17 protein-coding genes are annotated in these 15,808 nt (G+C 62.4%); 9 read left to right on the forward strand and 8 right to left on the reverse strand.

The features are described 5' to 3' along the window. Nucleotides 1-27: 27 nt before the first annotated feature. The 7 genes from recF to mutM all read right to left on the reverse strand — a co-directional run bounded on the left by recF (nucleotide 28) and on the right by mutM (nucleotide 7,343). Nucleotides 28-1,278 carry a DNA replication/repair protein RecF gene (recF, locus tag PH603_RS01135; RefSeq protein ID WP_289504079.1) on the reverse strand — a complete coding sequence of 417 codons (1,251 nt, stop codon included), beginning with the start codon at nucleotides 1,276-1,278 and terminating at the stop codon, nucleotides 28-30. Nucleotides 1,279-1,317: 39 nt separating this feature from the next. After that, complete coding sequence (gene dnaN / locus PH603_RS01140) at nucleotides 1,318-2,433, reverse strand: DNA polymerase III subunit beta (protein ID WP_289504080.1); 1,116 nt, start codon at nucleotides 2,431-2,433, stop codon at nucleotides 1,318-1,320. Between the two features lie 332 nt (nucleotides 2,434-2,765). Continuing rightward, entirely contained in the window at nucleotides 2,766-4,142 is a 1,377-nt protein-coding gene (gene dnaA / locus PH603_RS01145) for a chromosomal replication initiator protein DnaA (RefSeq protein ID WP_289504081.1), read from the reverse strand. Between the two features lie 593 nt (nucleotides 4,143-4,735). After that, the gene (rpsT, locus tag PH603_RS01150) at nucleotides 4,736-4,999 is read right to left on the reverse strand and encodes a 30S ribosomal protein S20 (protein WP_289504082.1); all 264 of its coding nucleotides are present in this window, start codon (nucleotides 4,997-4,999) and stop codon (nucleotides 4,736-4,738) included. 252 nt (nucleotides 5,000-5,251) lie between these two features. Then, nucleotides 5,252-6,028, reverse strand: a complete 777-nt coding sequence (locus tag PH603_RS01155) for an enoyl-CoA hydratase (protein ID WP_289504083.1) — start codon at nucleotides 6,026-6,028, stop codon at nucleotides 5,252-5,254. A gap of 89 nt (nucleotides 6,029-6,117) precedes the next feature. Next, complete coding sequence (locus tag PH603_RS01160; protein ID WP_289504084.1) at nucleotides 6,118-6,501, reverse strand: hypothetical protein; 384 nt, start codon at nucleotides 6,499-6,501, stop codon at nucleotides 6,118-6,120. An 8-nt stretch (nucleotides 6,502-6,509) separates the two neighbouring features. Further along, nucleotides 6,510-7,343: a bifunctional DNA-formamidopyrimidine glycosylase/DNA-(apurinic or apyrimidinic site) lyase gene (mutM, locus tag PH603_RS01165; RefSeq protein WP_289504085.1), complete on the reverse strand. Its 834-nt coding sequence runs from the start codon at nucleotides 7,341-7,343 to the stop codon at nucleotides 6,510-6,512. A 93-nt stretch (nucleotides 7,344-7,436) separates the two neighbouring features. Here mutM and ubiE point away from each other — a divergent pair, with 93 nt between their 5' ends. Genes ubiE through PH603_RS01200 form a run of 7 tightly spaced genes read left to right on the forward strand, consistent with a single transcriptional unit; the run spans nucleotide 7,437 to nucleotide 13,478 of the window. Then, nucleotides 7,437-8,207 (forward strand): bifunctional demethylmenaquinone methyltransferase/2-methoxy-6-polyprenyl-1,4-benzoquinol methylase UbiE, encoded by a 771-nt coding sequence (gene ubiE, locus PH603_RS01170; RefSeq protein ID WP_289504086.1) that lies wholly within the window; start codon nucleotides 7,437-7,439, stop codon nucleotides 8,205-8,207. Nucleotides 8,208-8,211: 4 nt separating this feature from the next. Then, entirely contained in the window at nucleotides 8,212-9,729 is a 1,518-nt protein-coding gene (gene ubiB / locus PH603_RS01175) for a 2-polyprenylphenol 6-hydroxylase (RefSeq protein WP_289504087.1), read from the forward strand. A gap of 36 nt (nucleotides 9,730-9,765) precedes the next feature. Then, nucleotides 9,766-10,992, forward strand: a complete 1,227-nt coding sequence (gene coaBC / locus PH603_RS01180) for a bifunctional phosphopantothenoylcysteine decarboxylase/phosphopantothenate--cysteine ligase CoaBC (protein ID WP_289504088.1) — start codon at nucleotides 9,766-9,768, stop codon at nucleotides 10,990-10,992. Between the two features lie 6 nt (nucleotides 10,993-10,998). After that, the gene (gene dut, locus PH603_RS01185; protein WP_289504089.1) at nucleotides 10,999-11,454 is read left to right on the forward strand and encodes a dUTP diphosphatase; all 456 of its coding nucleotides are present in this window, start codon (nucleotides 10,999-11,001) and stop codon (nucleotides 11,452-11,454) included. Continuing rightward, nucleotides 11,405-12,229, forward strand: coding sequence for a HesA/MoeB/ThiF family protein (locus tag PH603_RS01190; RefSeq protein ID WP_289504090.1), 825 nt, complete (start codon nucleotides 11,405-11,407; stop codon nucleotides 12,227-12,229). The genes dut and PH603_RS01190 overlap by 50 nt, the downstream gene beginning before the upstream one ends. After that, nucleotides 12,226-12,648 carry a DsrE family protein gene (locus PH603_RS01195; protein WP_289504091.1) on the forward strand — a complete coding sequence of 141 codons (423 nt, stop codon included), beginning with the start codon at nucleotides 12,226-12,228 and terminating at the stop codon, nucleotides 12,646-12,648. The genes PH603_RS01190 and PH603_RS01195 overlap by 4 nt, the downstream gene beginning before the upstream one ends. A 26-nt stretch (nucleotides 12,649-12,674) precedes the next feature. Then, entirely contained in the window at nucleotides 12,675-13,478 is an 804-nt protein-coding gene (locus PH603_RS01200) for a hypothetical protein (RefSeq protein ID WP_289504092.1), read from the forward strand. Nucleotides 13,479-13,507: 29 nt separating this feature from the next. Here the strand turns inward: PH603_RS01200 and PH603_RS01205 are convergent, their stop codons facing one another. Next, nucleotides 13,508-14,368 (reverse strand): prephenate dehydratase, encoded by an 861-nt coding sequence (locus tag PH603_RS01205; RefSeq protein WP_289504093.1) that lies wholly within the window; start codon nucleotides 14,366-14,368, stop codon nucleotides 13,508-13,510. A gap of 218 nt (nucleotides 14,369-14,586) precedes the next feature. Between PH603_RS01205 and PH603_RS01210 the strand changes: the two genes are divergently transcribed. Together PH603_RS01210 and PH603_RS01215 are read left to right on the forward strand one after the other, a co-directional pair. After that, on the forward strand, nucleotides 14,587-15,219 hold the full coding sequence (locus tag PH603_RS01210; protein WP_289504094.1) for a c-type cytochrome: 633 nt from the start codon (nucleotides 14,587-14,589) through the stop codon (nucleotides 15,217-15,219). Nucleotides 15,220-15,291: 72 nt separating this feature from the next. Then, a complete protein-coding gene (locus PH603_RS01215) occupies nucleotides 15,292-15,807 on the forward strand; it encodes a GNAT family N-acetyltransferase (RefSeq protein WP_289504095.1) in 516 nt (171 codons plus the stop codon). The last annotated feature ends 1 nt before the right edge of the window (nucleotide 15,808 follow it).

A 15,808-nucleotide genomic window follows, 5' to 3' on the forward strand; every position in this document is an offset into this window, starting at 1 on the left:
CTGACCTTTTCAGTCCCGGAAATCGTGTCATTTGGCAGGGGCCACCTGGCCGCCTTCCACATTGAAAAACAGGGCGGACGTTTCCGCCGCCTCGAACACCGCCCGGTCAGTACCGGTGAGCCAGCACTGGCCACGGAGTTCGGAAAGAACCGCAAAAAGCGCAGCGCGGCGATCCGCATCCAGGTGCGCCGCCACCTCGTCCAACAGGAGCAAGGGGGCACGTCCCCGGTGCGCCGCTACGAGCCGCGCATCGGCAAGCGTCAGCGCGATCAGGAGCGCCTTCTGCTCACCGGTCGAGCATAACCCGGCCGGCATGTCCTTCGGGGCATGCACAACCAGAAGATCCGTCTTGTGCGGGCCGGTGCCCGCCCGGCCGGTCGCCGCGTCCACGCGCCGCGCCTCGGCCAGTTTGTCGCGGTAGGCAGCTTCCGCTTCCACGGGTGCCATGCCGTCCGCCATCAATCCTTCGAGCCAGCCATCGATCGCCAGCCGCGCCTCGGGGAAGGCTGCTGCCTCCGCGCCCTTGGGCTCGGCCAGGAACCCGGCAAGCTGCCCGGCGAATTCAAGCCGCGCGGCCGCCACTGCCGCACCATGCTCCGCCATCCGGGCCTCCAAGGCGCCAACCCACGCAGGATCGGCATGGGCCCCGCGGTCCGCGAGCAGGCGGTTGCGTTCCCGCATCACCCGCTCGTAAGCCGCAACCTGACGGCTATGATCGGGGTAAAGCCCGATCACCAGCCGGTCGAGGAAACGCCGCCGACCCGAGGGGGCCTCGATGAACAACCGGTCCATCTGCGGCGTCAGCCACGAAACGCTCCAGCGGTCACCCAGCGCGTTGGTGGAGCCCACCGTTTCGCCGTCGATCCGCACAAGCCGCCGCCCCGCGGGGCCGCTGTCGTCCTCGTCCGCATCGTCATCGTTGGCACCCGGCGCAGCACCTGCCTCGATCCCGGTGCCGACCTTCACGGGCTCATCGCCCAGCATCAGGTCCGCCGCCACCGCCCACGGGCCATCGGCCCCGAAACGGCTGACTTCACCAAGGGCGGCCCGCCTGAGGCCCCGGCCCGGCGCCAGATAGCTCAAGGCCTCCAGAACGTTCGTCTTGCCGGCGCCGTTCGGGCCTGTCAGTACCACCAAGGGGGCAGCCCCTTCCAGCGTCAGCCGGGCCCGGTCGTAACTGCGATAACGGGTCAATGTCAGGGACGTCACGGCAAGATCAAGCGGACCGGCCTTTGCCCTGCCCGCCATTTCCTGCTCATCCTCACGTCTTGCTGTCATCACCACGCCGTTATCCCGCCGTCAAAGGCCGGACGGGCCTCAGACCCGCATCGGCATCAGAACGTAAAGGGCACCTTCGTCCATCAGGTCGCGCAGGATCGTGGGCGCCTGCGGATCGGCGAGGAACACCTGCACCGTATCGCCTTCCACCTGGGCCAGGATGTCGAGGAGGTAACGGCTGTTGAAGCCGATATCCATCGCGTCACCGGAGTAGGCTGCCTGCAGTTCCTCGGTCGCGGTGCCGCTGTCGGGGCTGTTCACCGAAAGGGTGAGCGTATCGCCGTTCATCGACAGTTTCACCGAACGGGTCTTGTCGGAGCTGATGGTCGACACGCGGTCGGTCGCTTCGGCAAAGAGGCGGCAATCCATTTCAAGGCGCTTGTCGTTGCCCTGCGGGATCACGCGGCTGTAATCGGGGAAAGTACCGTCGATCAGTTTCGAGGTGACAATCACATGGCCGAAGCTGAAACGGATCTTGGTATCGGAAAGCGCGATCTTCACCTCGCCTTCATATTCTTCCACAAGCTTGCGGATCTCGGCGACGGTTTTGCGCGGCACGATCACGCCCGGCATGCCGGCGGCACCCTCGGGCACGTCCTGCTCGACCTGCGCCAGACGGTGGCCGTCGGTCGCCACGGCGCGCAGGCGCTGGCCTTCGCTGCTGTCAGCCACATGCAGGTAGATACCATTCAGGTAATAGCGGGTCTCTTCGGTCGAAACGGCGAAGCGGGCCTTGTCGATCAGGCGCTTCAGCTCACCTGCCACCAGCGCAAAGCGGTGCGGCAGGTTGCCTTCGTTCATCACCGGGAATTCGTCGCGGTCGAGGCACGCCAGCGTGAAGCGCGAGCGGCCAGCGGTCACCACCAGACGGTCGCCGTCCTCGAGGCTCAGGTCCACTTCCGAACCGTCCGGCAGTTTGCGGGCGATATCGAAAAGCGTGTGCGCGGGTACGGTGGTCGCCCCCGGGCGCCCGACCTTTGCCTCGGTTTCCTCGACAATCGCGATATCGAGGTCGGTAGCGGTGAGCGAAACCTTGCCGCCGTCCGCTTCGATCATCACGTTCGAGAGGATCGGCATGGTATTGCGCCGCTCGACGACCGACTGTACGTGGCCAAGCGTCTTCAGGAGGGCGTTGCGTTCGATGGAGACTTTCATAGGTGGATCTTCTTATCTGCCTCGGACTATCGGATGGCAAGGCACGGTGTTTTTCGGGGGTGACGCTCCCGCCCGGCACCGCTGACGCGGCCCCGTTCTGGGCTATCTCCAAGCATCAGGAAAGTCCCCCGGTCCCGGCCTTGATCGTATCGCCTCGACAATAGCGAATTTGCCCGCCAAACCAAACAAAAATACTCCTGAAAGGCGGATTTTTTTGCCCCCGCAAAATGGCGGATTTCTGCCGAGTCGGAGCGGGTTTCGGGTAGGCAGAGAAAAGGGGACGAAATGCCCCCTCAAATCGTGCTCAGGATAAGCGTCGGATCAGCCCCGGATCAGCCTTCAAGAAGCCGGAGAAGCCGGGTGATATCGTCCTCGAGATGGCTGTCATCGCGCCGCAGGTCCTCGATTTTCCGGACAGCATGCATCACCGTCGTATGATCCCGCCCGCCGAAGCGACGGCCGATTTCCGGCAAGCTGCGGCTGGTCAGCTGCTTCGCCAGGAACATGGCGATCTGGCGCGGCCGGGCGATATTGCGCGAGCGGCGCTCGGAAAGAAGATCGGCGAGGCGGATATTGTAATAGTCCGCCACCGCGCGCTGGATCTCGTCGATGGTCAGCTTGCGGTCGTTGGCGCGGATCAGGTCCTGCAGCACGTCGCGGGTCATGTCCATGGTGATCGGACGGCCCACAAGGGTCGCATAGGCCACAACCCGGTTGAGCGCGCCCTCGAGCTCACGCACGTTCGAGGTGATGCGGCGGGCGAGGAATTCAAGCACGTCAGCCGGTACATCGACGCCGGTTGTCTGCTCGGCCTTCGACTGAAGGATGCCAAGGCGCAGCTCATAGTCGGTCGGATGGATATCGGCCACCAGCCCCCAGCCAAGACGGCTGATGATGCGGTCCTCGATGCCCTGCAGGTCGGTCGGCGAGCGGTCGGCGGTGATGATCACCTGCCGGCGGCTGTCGACCAGCGCGTTGAATGTGTGGAAAAATTCTTCCTGCGTGCTGTCCTTGTTGGCGATGAACTGCACGTCGTCGATCATCAGGAGATCGACGTTGCGATATTTCTGCTTGAACTCGTGCGTGTCCTTGTAGCGGAGCGCCGCGATGAATTCGAACATGAACTTTTCGGCCGAAATATAGACGACCTTCTTGCGTGGCTTCAGGCGCTTCACCTCATGCGCGATGGCATGCATCAGGTGCGTCTTGCCGAGGCCCACACCTCCGTGCAGGAACAGCGGGTTGAAGGGTACATCATCCGATTCTGCGATGCGCTTGGCGGCGGCATAGGCAAGCTCGTTCGACTTGCCGACCACGAAACTGTCGAAGCTGTAGCGCGGATCAAGCGCGGAGCCCGTGTCCTGCGCCCGCGGCTCGATGATCGTCGGGGCCTGGATGCGGGTGACCTTCAGCACGTCCTCGTCATTCGCGGGGCGTGCCGCCGCGGTGCCGAGCCGGATGCTCAGGGCCTTCACGCGCGGGTCTTCGGCCACGAAGAAATCCTTCAGGCGCGGCGCATAATGCTGCTGGATATAATCCCGGTGAAATTTCGTCGGCGCGGTCAGTTCAACCGTCGAGCCATCCAGCCCGCGGTAGCCCATCTGCTCCAGCCACGACGAATAGACATGAACCCCGAACTCGGCCTTGAACTTCTCGCACACGCGCGACCAGGCTGCCACGCCACGGTCGATCCCCCCGGATGCCCCCATCGACTTAGACTCCTTTTCGTCGTTCATCGGTCTTGTAGCCTTTGCCGCTTCTTATTGTTTCGTCGGCCAATGCGTTACAGACCGCCCTGCCCAAACTCCAAGGGCGAAACATCCGCCCAGCCCACACGTGCCCGCGCACGCAATGTCGGTACCATGAATGGACGAAGCGAACCTTCGCCATCCGTTCCAACGTTTCATTGTCATATCCCGGCAGCGTGACCCCAGCCGTATCCAGCCTGTCGCTGTTACGTCTACGCCTGAGCCACTTGCGGATGCTCCCGAATGGGGAAGGGGGGGTATCCGACCGGCCTGCCGAGCCAGAGATGGAAAATACAGACGCCCCCCGGATGCGGCAACTGATTCGATGGCTGAAGCCAAAAGAATCTGCGGGGTCCAAGTCGCCTAGGGGCATGGGTGTGGGGTGACCTACTAGATGTTGTGATCGACCCTCACTTAGCCGGTCGCTCGCGCACGACCGAAAATTCCAAACTGTGCGAAAATGAAAAAGCCACCCGAAACTCGGATGGCTTTACCGCATTTCTGCGCGCCCAGGGGGCGAATCGGGCTGCCTGTTCAGGCAACCCGGCGATCGATCAGGCCATTGCCTTGATGCGAGCCGACAGACGCGAAACCTTGCGCGACGCCGTCTTCTGGTGCGAAACGCCTTTGGTCACACCGCGCATGATTTCCGGCTCGGCAGCTTTCAGAGCAACGTTTGCGGCGTCTTTGTTGCCGGTCGCGATGGCTTCTTCAACCTTGCGGACGAAGGTGCGGATACGGCTGACGCGTGCCTTGTTGATCTCGGCGCGGCGGGCGTTGGTGCGAATGCGTTTCTTGGCTTGCAGCGAATTGGCCATGTTTCTCTAACCTATCTTCTTTTCATGTCCCCTGTCGGGGGCTTGTTCTGTGGTCCGCAAGCCGCGCCGCTTAAACCCGTCCAGCGCACATGCGATCCGAATATTCCGTTTGTTGCCTCTGCCCCGAAGCCTAGTGGCCCCGGAAATCCGGCAATTCGAGGTCGGGTCTATAGCTCCGATCCCGACCCCAGTCAACACGAAAGGCTGGCAATGCCACCCTTTTTCGGGGCTGGAGCCACCCCGGCGCTTCCGTCAGCGGTTCTTGAACTGCGGCTGGCGCTTCTCGGCAAAGGCATTCATGCCTTCCTTCTGGTCTTCCGTCGCGAAAAGCGAATGGAACACCCGGCGTTCGAAAAGAAGGCCTTCCGAGAGGCTGACTTCGAGCGCACGGTTGGTGGCTTCCTTGGCAAGTGCCACCGAGGGGCGCGACAGGGCAGCGATTCCCGCTGCGATCTCGAGCGCCTTTTCGATCAGGTCCTCGGCCGGGAAGATACGGCTGACAAGGCCTGCGCGTTCGGCTTCCGTTGCATCCATCATGCGGCCGGTCAGCATCATGTCCATCGCCTTCGACTTGCCGATGACCCGGGTCAGGCGCTGGGTGCCGCCGATGCCGGGAATAACGCCAAGCTTGATTTCCGGCTGGCCGAATTTCGCATTCTCGCCCGCCACGATGAAATCACACGCCATGGCGATCTCGCAGCCGCCGCCAAGCGCGTAGCCCGCGACCGCCGCGATGACCGGCTTCCGGACTTTCGCGAACACCGCATTGATCTCGGCGAACTTGTCTTCGGCCAGCACGTCGGCGAATTCGAGCTCGGCCATTTCCTTGATATCGGCGCCGGCGGCGAAAGCTTTCTCGCTGCCCGTGATGACGATGGCGCCGATTTCCTCATTCGCCTCCAGCGACAGGAGCGCCTTGCCGAGTTCGGACAGGAGCTCCGCGTTCAGCGCATTGAGCGCTTCGGGGCGGTTGAGGGTGATAAGCCCGACACCTTCCTGGTGGTCGAGCAGAATGGTCTTGAAGGACATGGGTTTCCCTATGATTGCCTCGTTGGACCCGACTCCTACCCGCGACACCGGATTGAATCAAAGAAAATTGTATCTATCCGCTAGCGCTATCACTCGGCAGGTTCGAGCTTGATGACGATATAGCCCGCGCGACCCGTGGTCTTGCGGGGGCTGAGGGCCAGCTTGTCCTTGCCGCGTTCGCAGGCGAGCACCCCGCCATGCTCCAGGCAGTTCCAGCCAAGCGGCGGCAAGGCAAGGGCATAGGCATCAATCAGTTCGGCCGAGCTTTTGCCGCCCACCAGATGCACCTCGCCAAGGGTGCCCGATGGCGTGTCGAACAGCATCTTTTCGCCGTCCACCTCGCGCACGCCCGCAATCAGCGGCACGTCAGGAAAACCTTCGATAAATGCGTCGTCCGCCCCGGCATGGGGCGCGGCGAAAAGGCTGAGGGCAAGGGCGGTGAAGGCGAGTCGCAAAGGAAATTCCCGGGTCATCTGTCGTCTCAGCGCTGGCACGAAGGGCAGAAGAAGGTGGACCGGCCGGCCTGCGTGATACGGTGGATCGTACCGCCGCAGCCTGCTGTCCGGCATGCCTCGCCCTCGCGGCCATAGGCTTCGAACCTATGTTGGAAGTAGCCGAGCTCCCCGTCAACCTGTGCATGGTCCTTGAGGGTCGATCCGCCGGCGGCAATCGCCTCGTTCAGCACGTCTCTTATATGGGGCACCAGCCGTTCGGCCCGCTTGCCGGCGACCGTGGATGCCGTGCGGCGCGGACTGATCCCGGCCCGCCAGAGCGATTCGCAGACATAAATATTGCCAAGCCCCGCCACAAGCGTCTGATCCAGAAGCGCCGTCTTGATCGGCCCCGAGCGCCCCTTGAGGCCTGCCGACAGGATATCGGCATCAAAGCCATTCCCCAAGGGTTCCGGCCCGATCCGGGCGAGAAGCGGGTGACTGGCCGCCATATTCACATCAGTGAAGGCCACAAGGCCGAATCGCCGGGCATCGTTGAAGACGACCCGGTAGCCGGCGTCGGTGACAAAGATGATATGGTCATGCTTTGCGCGCGGCGGGGCACCCGCATCCGCCATGATCTGCACGCGGCCCGACATGCCGAGGTGCCAAATCATCACAAGGCCGTCATCCATCTCCATCAGCATATATTTGCTGCGCCGGGAAAGCCCTCTCACCTGCCGCCCCGTCAGGCGCGCAGCAAAATCAGCGGGCACCGGCAGGCGCAAGGTAGGCGCATGCGCCTCCACCCGGGCGAGCGTGCGACCGACAAGGACGGGGGCAAGGCCCCGCGTGACGGTTTCGACTTCGGGAAGTTCCGGCATAAGGCTAGTATTCCTGTCCCCGTTTGCGCTTGGCGGGACCGCCTCTCCGGGCTATGGTCCGCCGCGCACCAGCAATCGAGCGGAAGAAGGCATATGTCAAGGACGGATCAGACAGCACAAGGCAGCGCCGGGACCACCCATTTCGGGTTCCGCACCGTGGCCGAAGGCGACAAGGCGGGCCTTGTCCGCGCCGTGTTCGATTCGGTCGCTGACGATTATGACCGCATGAACGATGCCATGAGCTTCGGTGTCCACCGGCTGTGGAAAGACAGCCTGATGGACAGCATGCGCCCGCGACCCGGCATGAAGCTTCTGGATGTGGCGGGCGGCACCGGCGATATCGCCTTCCGTTTCCTTGAAGGGGCGCCGAACACCGAAGTTACCGTCTGCGATATCAATGCCGAGATGCTGCGCGTGGGCAAAAAACGCGCCGAGGAGCGCGGCTTTGCCGACCGTTCGGCCTTCGTGTGCGGTGACGCGCAGAAGCTGCCGATCCCGGATCGTTCGATGGACGCCTACACCATCGCCTTCGGCATCCGGAACGTGACCCGCATCCAGGATGCGCTCGATGAAGCCTACCGCGTGCTGAAACCCGGTGGCCGCTTTTTCTGCCTTGAATTCAGCCCGGCGGTCGTGCCGATGCTGAAAGGCGCCTATGACGCCTACAGTTTCCACCTCATCCCCTGGATGGGCGAAAAGATCGCCGGCGACCGCGACAGCTACCAGTATCTGGTGGAAAGCATCCGCCGTTTCCCGGAGCCCGAGACATTCGCCTCCATGATCGCCAAGGCGGGCTTCGGCCGGGTGAAATACCGCACCATGTCGGCAGGCGTGGTGGCGCTTCACAGCGGCTGGCGGCTCTGACGCGATGATCGCGAGCCTTCGTCACCTGTTCCGGCTTTATGGTCTGGCTGTCGGCCTGCGCCGCTACGGCGCGCTTCGCGCACTCGCGCAGATCGAAACCGTGCCGCCCGCAGCGCCGGGGCTTCTGCGTGCCCTCACCTTCTTCATTCCGCGTCGCCGCGGCCTGCCGGATGCGGCAGGCGAACGACTGGCGCTGGCACTGGCCGCCATGGGGCCGACCTATATCAAGATCGGCCAGACGCTGGCGACCCGGCCCGATCTTGTCGGTCGGCCACTTGCCGAAGGGCTCGCTACCCTGCAGGACAGCCTGCCGCCGTTCCCCTTCAAAGCCGCCCGCGCCACCATCGAGGCCGAGCTTGGCGGCAAATTGGAAGACCATTTCTCGGCCTTCGAGGAAACACCCGTTGCCGCCGCCTCCATCGCGCAGGTCCACAAGGCTATCACCAAGGATGGCCGCACGGTTGCGGTGAAAGTGCTGCGCCCCGGCATCGAGGCGCGCTTCTCGAAGGATCTTGCCCTTTTCTCGTGGCTTGCCGGGATCGCCGAGGCCAATGTGCCCAAGGCCACCCGCCTGCGCCCGGTCGCGGTCGTCGCCAAGCTGAAAGAAACCGTGCTGCGCGAGATGGACCTTAGGCTTGAGGCTTCGGCTGCGGCCGAGCTTGCCGACAATATGGCAGGCGAAGACGGGTACCGCGTGCCGCAGATCGACTGGGACCGCACGTCGAGAAGCGTGATGACGCAGGAATGGGCCGATGGTATCCGCCTTGGCGACCGCGACGCGCTCGTCGCTGCCGGACACGACCTTGAGGCCCTGTCCGCCCGCATCGCGCAGATCTTTCTGCGGCAGGCCATGCATGACGGTTATTTCCATGCCGATCTCCATCAGGGCAACCTGATCGTGGAGCCGCACGGCGGCATCGTTGCTGTCGATTTCGGCATCATGGGACGGCTTTCCAAACATGACCGGCGATTCCTGGCTGAAATCCTTTATGGCTTTATCGCGCGGGACTATCGCCGCGTGGCCGAGGTGCATTTCGACGCGGGCTATGTGCCCGCTAACCAGTCGGTCGAGGAGTTTACGCAAGCCCTGCGCGCCATCGCCGATCCGATCATGGACCTGCCGGTGGAAAAGATTTCTGCGGGCAAGCTTCTCGCTCAACTTTTCGCGACGACCGAGCGTTTCTCGATGCAGACCCAGCCACAGCTTCTCTTGTTGCAGCGGTCGATGGTGATGGCCGAAGGCATCGCCATGCATCTCAATCCGCAGGTCAATATGTGGCAGGTCTCGAAGCCGGTCCTTGAAGGCTGGATGCGCGATAACCTGTCGCCCGAGGCCCGCATCGCCGATTTCCTGAAAAGCCTGCCGCGCCTCATGGAGCGCCTGCCCGACCGGATCGACCGGCTGCTCGCCGAAAAGCAGGCAACTGCCCCGACCGTGATCGTGAAGCATGAAAGCCGCCTCGGCGCCTTCGCACTCGGCCTGTTGGCCGGTGCCATCCTGTTGAAACTTCTCCTTCTATAATGGCCCCGAAACCGCTTATATGACGGGGAGCAGGAAATGACGGAAAATCAGGCCATGACCCTTCAGGGGAAAAGCATCCTTCTTATCATCGGGGGCGGTGTTGCCGCCTACAAGGCGCTGGACCTTTCCCGCCGCCTGATGGAACGGGGGGCGCGTGTGCGCGGGGTGCTGACAGACGGCGGCCAGCAGTTCATCACGCCGCTTTCGGTTGCAAGCCTGACGGGCGAGCCCTGCTATACCGATCTTTTCAGCCTGAAGGATGAGGCCGAGATGGGCCATATCCGCCTGTCGCGCGAGGCGGACCTTGTGCTGATCGCACCGGCAACCGCCGACCTGATGGCCAAGATGGCAAACGGCCTCGCGAGCGATCTGGCCTCGACCATTCTTCTCGCCACCGACAAGCCGGTGATGGTGGCCCCCGCGATGAATGCCCAGATGTGGGCGCATCCGGCCACCCGCCGCAATATCGCCACCCTCAAGGGTGATGGCGTCACCTTCATTGAGCCCGGCGACGGCATCCTCGCCTGCGGTGAGGTCGGCCCCGGCCGGCTCGCTGAAGTGATGGATATGGTGACCGCCGTAGAAGCCCATTTCGGCAAAAGTCCTGCCCGTCCGCTCAAGGGCCGCCGCGTTATCGTAACCGCCGGGCCGACGCATGAGCCCATCGATCCGGTACGCTATATCGCCAACCGCTCGTCGGGCCGTCAGGGCTTTGCGGTGGCCGGTGCGCTTGCCAAGCTCGGCGCCGAGGTCACGCTTGTCTCCGGCCCCACCCATCTCGCCACCCCGGATGGGGTTTCCCGTGTGGATGTGGAAACCGCATGGCAGATGCAGGCGGCGGTCCGCAAGGCGCTGCCCGCCGATATCGCCGTGTGTGTGGCCGCCGTTGCCGACTGGCGGGTCGAGGGCGAAGGCGCCCAGAAGATCAAGAAGACAAAGGCCGGTATCCCGGCGCTCAATCTGGTTGAAAACCCGGACATCCTCGCCGGGCTTTCCTCGATGAAGGAAGGCCGCCCGGCGCTGATCGTCGGCTTCGCCGCCGAGACCGAACAGGTGATCGATTTCGCCCGTGCCAAGCGCGACCGCAAGGGCTGCGACTGGATCGTGGCGAATGATGTGTCCGCCGCCGGCGGCGCCATGGGCGGGGCCGACAACCAGATCCATCTCATCACACGGGAAGGCGAGGAAAACTGGCCGCGCCTCCCGAAGGAACAGGTCGCGGACCGGCTTGCCCACCGCATTGCCAGCCATTTCGGAGTTTGAAACTTTATGACCGACACGCTTTCGATCCATGTCACCCGCCTGCCCCACGGCCAGAACCTGCCGCTGCCGAAGTATGAAACTGAGCAGAGTGCGGGGATGGACCTGATGGCCGCGATCGATGCGCCCATTGAGCTGAAGCCGCTTGCCCGCACGCTTGTCCCCACCGGCCTCGCCATGGCACTGCCAAAGGGATACGAAGCCCAGGTCCGTCCGCGTTCGGGCCTTGCCGCCAAGAACGGCGTTTCGGTCCTCAATTCGCCGGGCACCATCGATGCCGACTATCGCGGCGAAGTGAAGGTGATCCTTGTGAACCTTTCCGACACGCCCTTCACCATCGAGCCCGGCATGCGGGTCGCCCAGATGGTGATTGCGCCCGTAACACAAGGCCACTGGGTCGAGGTCGACACCCTGGATGAAACCGCGCGCGGTGCAGGCGGCTTCGGCTCCACCGGTACGCGCTGACATCATGGATTTCACTGACGAGCAGCTGGAGCGCTACGCCCGCCATATCGTCCTCAAGGAGGTCGGCGGCGAAGGGCAGAAAGCGCTCCTGAAGGCACGTGTACTGGTGATCGGTGCAGGCGGCCTTGGCTCGCCGCTTCTCCTCTATCTCGCCGCTGCTGGCGTCGGCACCATCGGTATTGTCGACGATGACCGGGTGGCGCTGTCGAACCTGCAGCGCCAGATCGTTTATGGCAGTGACGATCTTGCCCAGCGCAAGGTGGATGCCGCGCGCGACCGGCTGCAGGCGCTCAATCCTGATGTGAAAATCGAACGCCACGTCCTGCGGCTCGATGAAACGAACGCCCGCGACATCGTGAAGAACTATGATCTCGTCGCCGACGGGTCGGACAATTTCGCCACGCGCCTGACGGTCAACGACGCCTGCGTGGCGCTCGGCAAGACGCTCGTTTCCGCCGCCATCGCCAGCTACGACGGCCAGATCGCGACCTTCAAGCCGCACGCCGGCAAGGGCCTGCCCTGCTACCGCTGTTTCGTGCCCGACCTGCCGGGCGAGGACGCCGACCGTACCTGCGCTGATACCGGCATCCTTGGCGCGGTGGCCGGTGTTGTCGGCAGCCTGCAGGCCTTGGAAGTGATCAAGGAAATCACCGGGATCGGCGACAGCCTTGCCGGCAAGCTGATGATTTTCGACGGGCTTTCGATGCGCACACGGCTGATCAGCCTGCCGAAAGAACCCGATTGCCCGGTCTGCCGCAAGGTGACCGAGCAATGAGCGCGCAGCGACCGAGCCGCCGCCCGATGACCCTGATGGTCATCAGCCCCTTTGCCGAACGCATCCATATGGCCCTGATGACCGGCGCCACCGGGGCCGCGATGGGCCTGCCCGTCACCTTCTTCTTTTCGAAAGGCGCGGTTCACGCGCTGAAAAAGGGCGGCTGGGAAACCCTAAAAACCAGCGACGGCCGCACGGTGCCGGATATGGACAAGGCGCAGGACAAGAAGGGGCTGGCGGATTTCTCGGTCCTGATCGACGCCCTTGCCGCCCTCGAGGTCCGCTTCGTGGCCTGTGAAAACGCCATGACGGAAGAAGAGCTGACGGTCGACGAGCTGATCACCCGCCCGGCCATAGAGCTTTCCGGCCTTGCCGACATCATCGAAAAAGGCCATGGCGGCGACTGGCTGACCTTCTGAAAAGTACCTTCCAAAAGGACAAATGAATGGTTTTGGCCCAATACCGCATCACCAAATACGACAAGTCGAAGCGTGATGGCGACGGAATATATTGGGACTGGTGGGACCAATGGACCGAAGCTCATCAAATTGGACGAGTGATTAGCGGACGCAAGGTCCGGTTTCGCGACTATCTCCGTGTCGAGAACAAATATATTGAGGCCGTGCTGAAATTGTTCGACGCCGCCGGTCACGCTCACCTGAGGCTTACGAACGTATCGCTCGACAAATGGAAGATGCAGAACCTGCGTAAGCGCAACAAGGATCTGCACAAAAGTGAGTTTTTTCTCCATCCTTTTGAAGAAGACATAGTCCTTGAAAGAGACGATATTCCCCGCGTCATGCGGATGATCCTGCGCGGCATTGGCTGGGGCAAGCTAGAGCTGCGGGACAAGTTTTACGTTCATTTCGCAGACGACTTTTACATGTTCGTTGGAACTGATCGCCCAGACAAACGTATCATAGCAAATATCGAGCAATCGGGGCTCTATTGCGAAGACTTTCAGACCCCCTTCTTTGTCGAGCCCCAGCTATTGGATATCTCGAGAGGTGGTCCGATAAATCATGACGATCCGGATGATTTTTTAGCTTGGGATGAGGCGTTCAGAATCCGCATCCCGCTCGAATCCCATGCAGCAGTTAAAGAGGCCTTTGGCTTTAGCGACGATCATCCCTTTGTGGGAGCGTGGGAAATAGAAGATATCGTCTCGCCGCAGCTCCAAGCCATCTGCGGTCACAATTTCGACTTCGCCAACTTCCGGTATTGGCTCCACACAGAAAGATGGGGCTGAGCTGAACCTGGCGCCGTTGCTACCAAAGCCTAGCCGACGGTGCGGAGCCGCGCCTGCGGATAGGTGCCGAGAAGCCGCACACGCTTGGTGTGGAAACGCAGTTCCTCCATCGCGCGGGAAACATTTGCCATGCCTTCGTGGCCTTCGATATCGGCATAAAACTCGCTCGCGGTGAAGCTGTCCGATTCGTAATAGCTTTCAAGCTTGGTCATGTTCACATTGTTGGTCGCGAAGCCGCCGAGCGCCTTGTAAAGCGCGGCGGGGATGTTGCGCACCTCGAAGGTGAAGCTTGTCATCATCGGCACGCTGAAATCGGGGTTGGCAAGCGGGCTGCGCGACAGCACCACGAAGCGCGTGGTGTTATGCCCCTGGTCCTGCAGGTCGGCTTTCACGACGCGCAGGCCATAAACCTCTGCCGCCAGCTGGCTGGCAACCGCCGCGACCGACTTGTCGCCGCGCTCGGAGATTTCCTTGGCGGCCCCGGCGGTATCATAGAAAGGCATCGAGGTCAGCCCGCGGTCGCGGATCGCGTTGCGACACTGGCCGAGCGCCTGCACGTGGCTGATCACAGCCTTGAGGTCGGCATCGGTCGATTCCTTCAGGGCCAGAAGGCAGTGGCGGATCGGCTCGAAATGCTCGTCGATAATATAAAGGCCCGAACCCGGCAGCAGCATATGGATATCGGCAACCCGGCCCGCGGTCGAATTTTCGATCGGGATCATGGCAAGTTGCGCCTTGCCCTTCTTCACTGCCTCAAGCGCGTCATCGAAGCTCGGGCACGGCAGAGCGGCCATGTCCGGAAACTTGGCCGTCGCTGCCATGTGCGAATAGGCGCCAAGCTCGCCCTGGAAGGCGATTGTGTTCGATGGATCGGTGGCAGTCGGGCTCATTTCCGGGCTTTCGGTTAAATAATTCAGGGCTGACTTTGTGCCAAGCGCCCCCTCGGCTTGTCAACCGGCGTGAGCGCAGGCTGGCCGCGCATGCAAAGTTTTTGGCGAAAGGGCGAAAATCGTGTAAATCACGGCTTGAGTAAGGGCAGGGGTGCCGCTATTGTCGCCGCGAATTTTTGTCGCTTTGTGGCGCTTGCCCCTCCAAAGGAGAAGAGCCTGTGGATTCCTTCGAGTGGAATAAAGTCTTCGCGTCGGTTATTGCCGGTGCGCTTGTCATCATGGTGATCAGCACGGTTTCCGAGTCGATCTTCCATAAAGAACATGCCGAAAAGCCGGCCTTCACGATTGAAGTTGCCGATGCTGATGCCGGTGCGGATGAAGCTGCGGCCGAAGAAGGCCCGTCGCTTGCCGTGCTGCTGCAAACCGCCGACCCGGCCAAAGGCGAGCGTCAGTTTGCCAAGTGCAAGGCCTGCCACACCGTCGATCAAGGCGGCAAGAACGGCACCGGCCCGAACCTTTACGGCCTGATCGGCCGTGCCATCGGCGGCCATGAAGGCTTCAAATATTCGTCGGCTGTTGCAGGCCATGGCGGTGAATGGACCTACGAGCTTCTGGACCACTGGCTTGCCAGCCCGAAAAACACCATTCCGGGCAACTCGATGTCCTTCGCCGGTATCGGCAAGGCCGACCAGCGCGCCGACCTGATCGCTTTCCTGCGCCAGCATGCTGACGCCCCGGCTGACCTGCCGGTTGTCGAGGAAGCCCCCGCTGAAGAAGCCCCGGCCACTGAGGAAGCTCCCGCTGAGGAAGCTCCGGCCGAGGAAGCCGCGACGGCAGCCACCGGCTCCTGATCGTTCGGGAAATGTAAATCAAGAGAAGCGGCGGGCCCCACGGTCCGCCGTTTTTCGTTTGGGAGATACCCTATGAAGGTGATGGAGCTGAGCGGCAATCAGGCGCGGGACCGTGCGAAAGAACTGGCCTTCGTGCTGTATGACTGCGTGGCCGGCGGGGCATCCGTCAGCTTCATGGCGCCCTTTCCGGCAAAAGACGCCTATGCCTTCTGGCTTTCAGTGGCAGAAGGCATAACGCGTGGTGAACGCCACCTTCTGGTCGCCGAAGTCGATGACCAGATCGTCGGCACCGTGCAGCTGGTGGTGAATACCCCGCCCAACCAGCCACATCGGGCCGACGTTGCCAAAATGCTGGTGCACCGGTCAGCGCGCGGCAAAGGCGTGGGCGCGGCCCTCCTGCAAAGGGTCGAGGCAACGGCCCTCGCGCTTGGCCGGACCCTTCTGGTGCTGGATACGGTCACAGGCAGCCCGGCGGACCGGCTGTATCGCCGGCACGGCTGGCAGGAAGTCGGCGTTATCCCCGATTATGCCCTGCTGCCTGAAGGCGGACTTGTCTCGACCACTGTTTTCTACAAGAAACTTGGCTGAA

Source organism: Gimibacter soli (genome assembly GCF_028463845.1).
Taxonomy (GTDB): domain Bacteria; phylum Pseudomonadota; class Alphaproteobacteria; order Sphingomonadales; family Kordiimonadaceae; genus Gimibacter; species Gimibacter soli.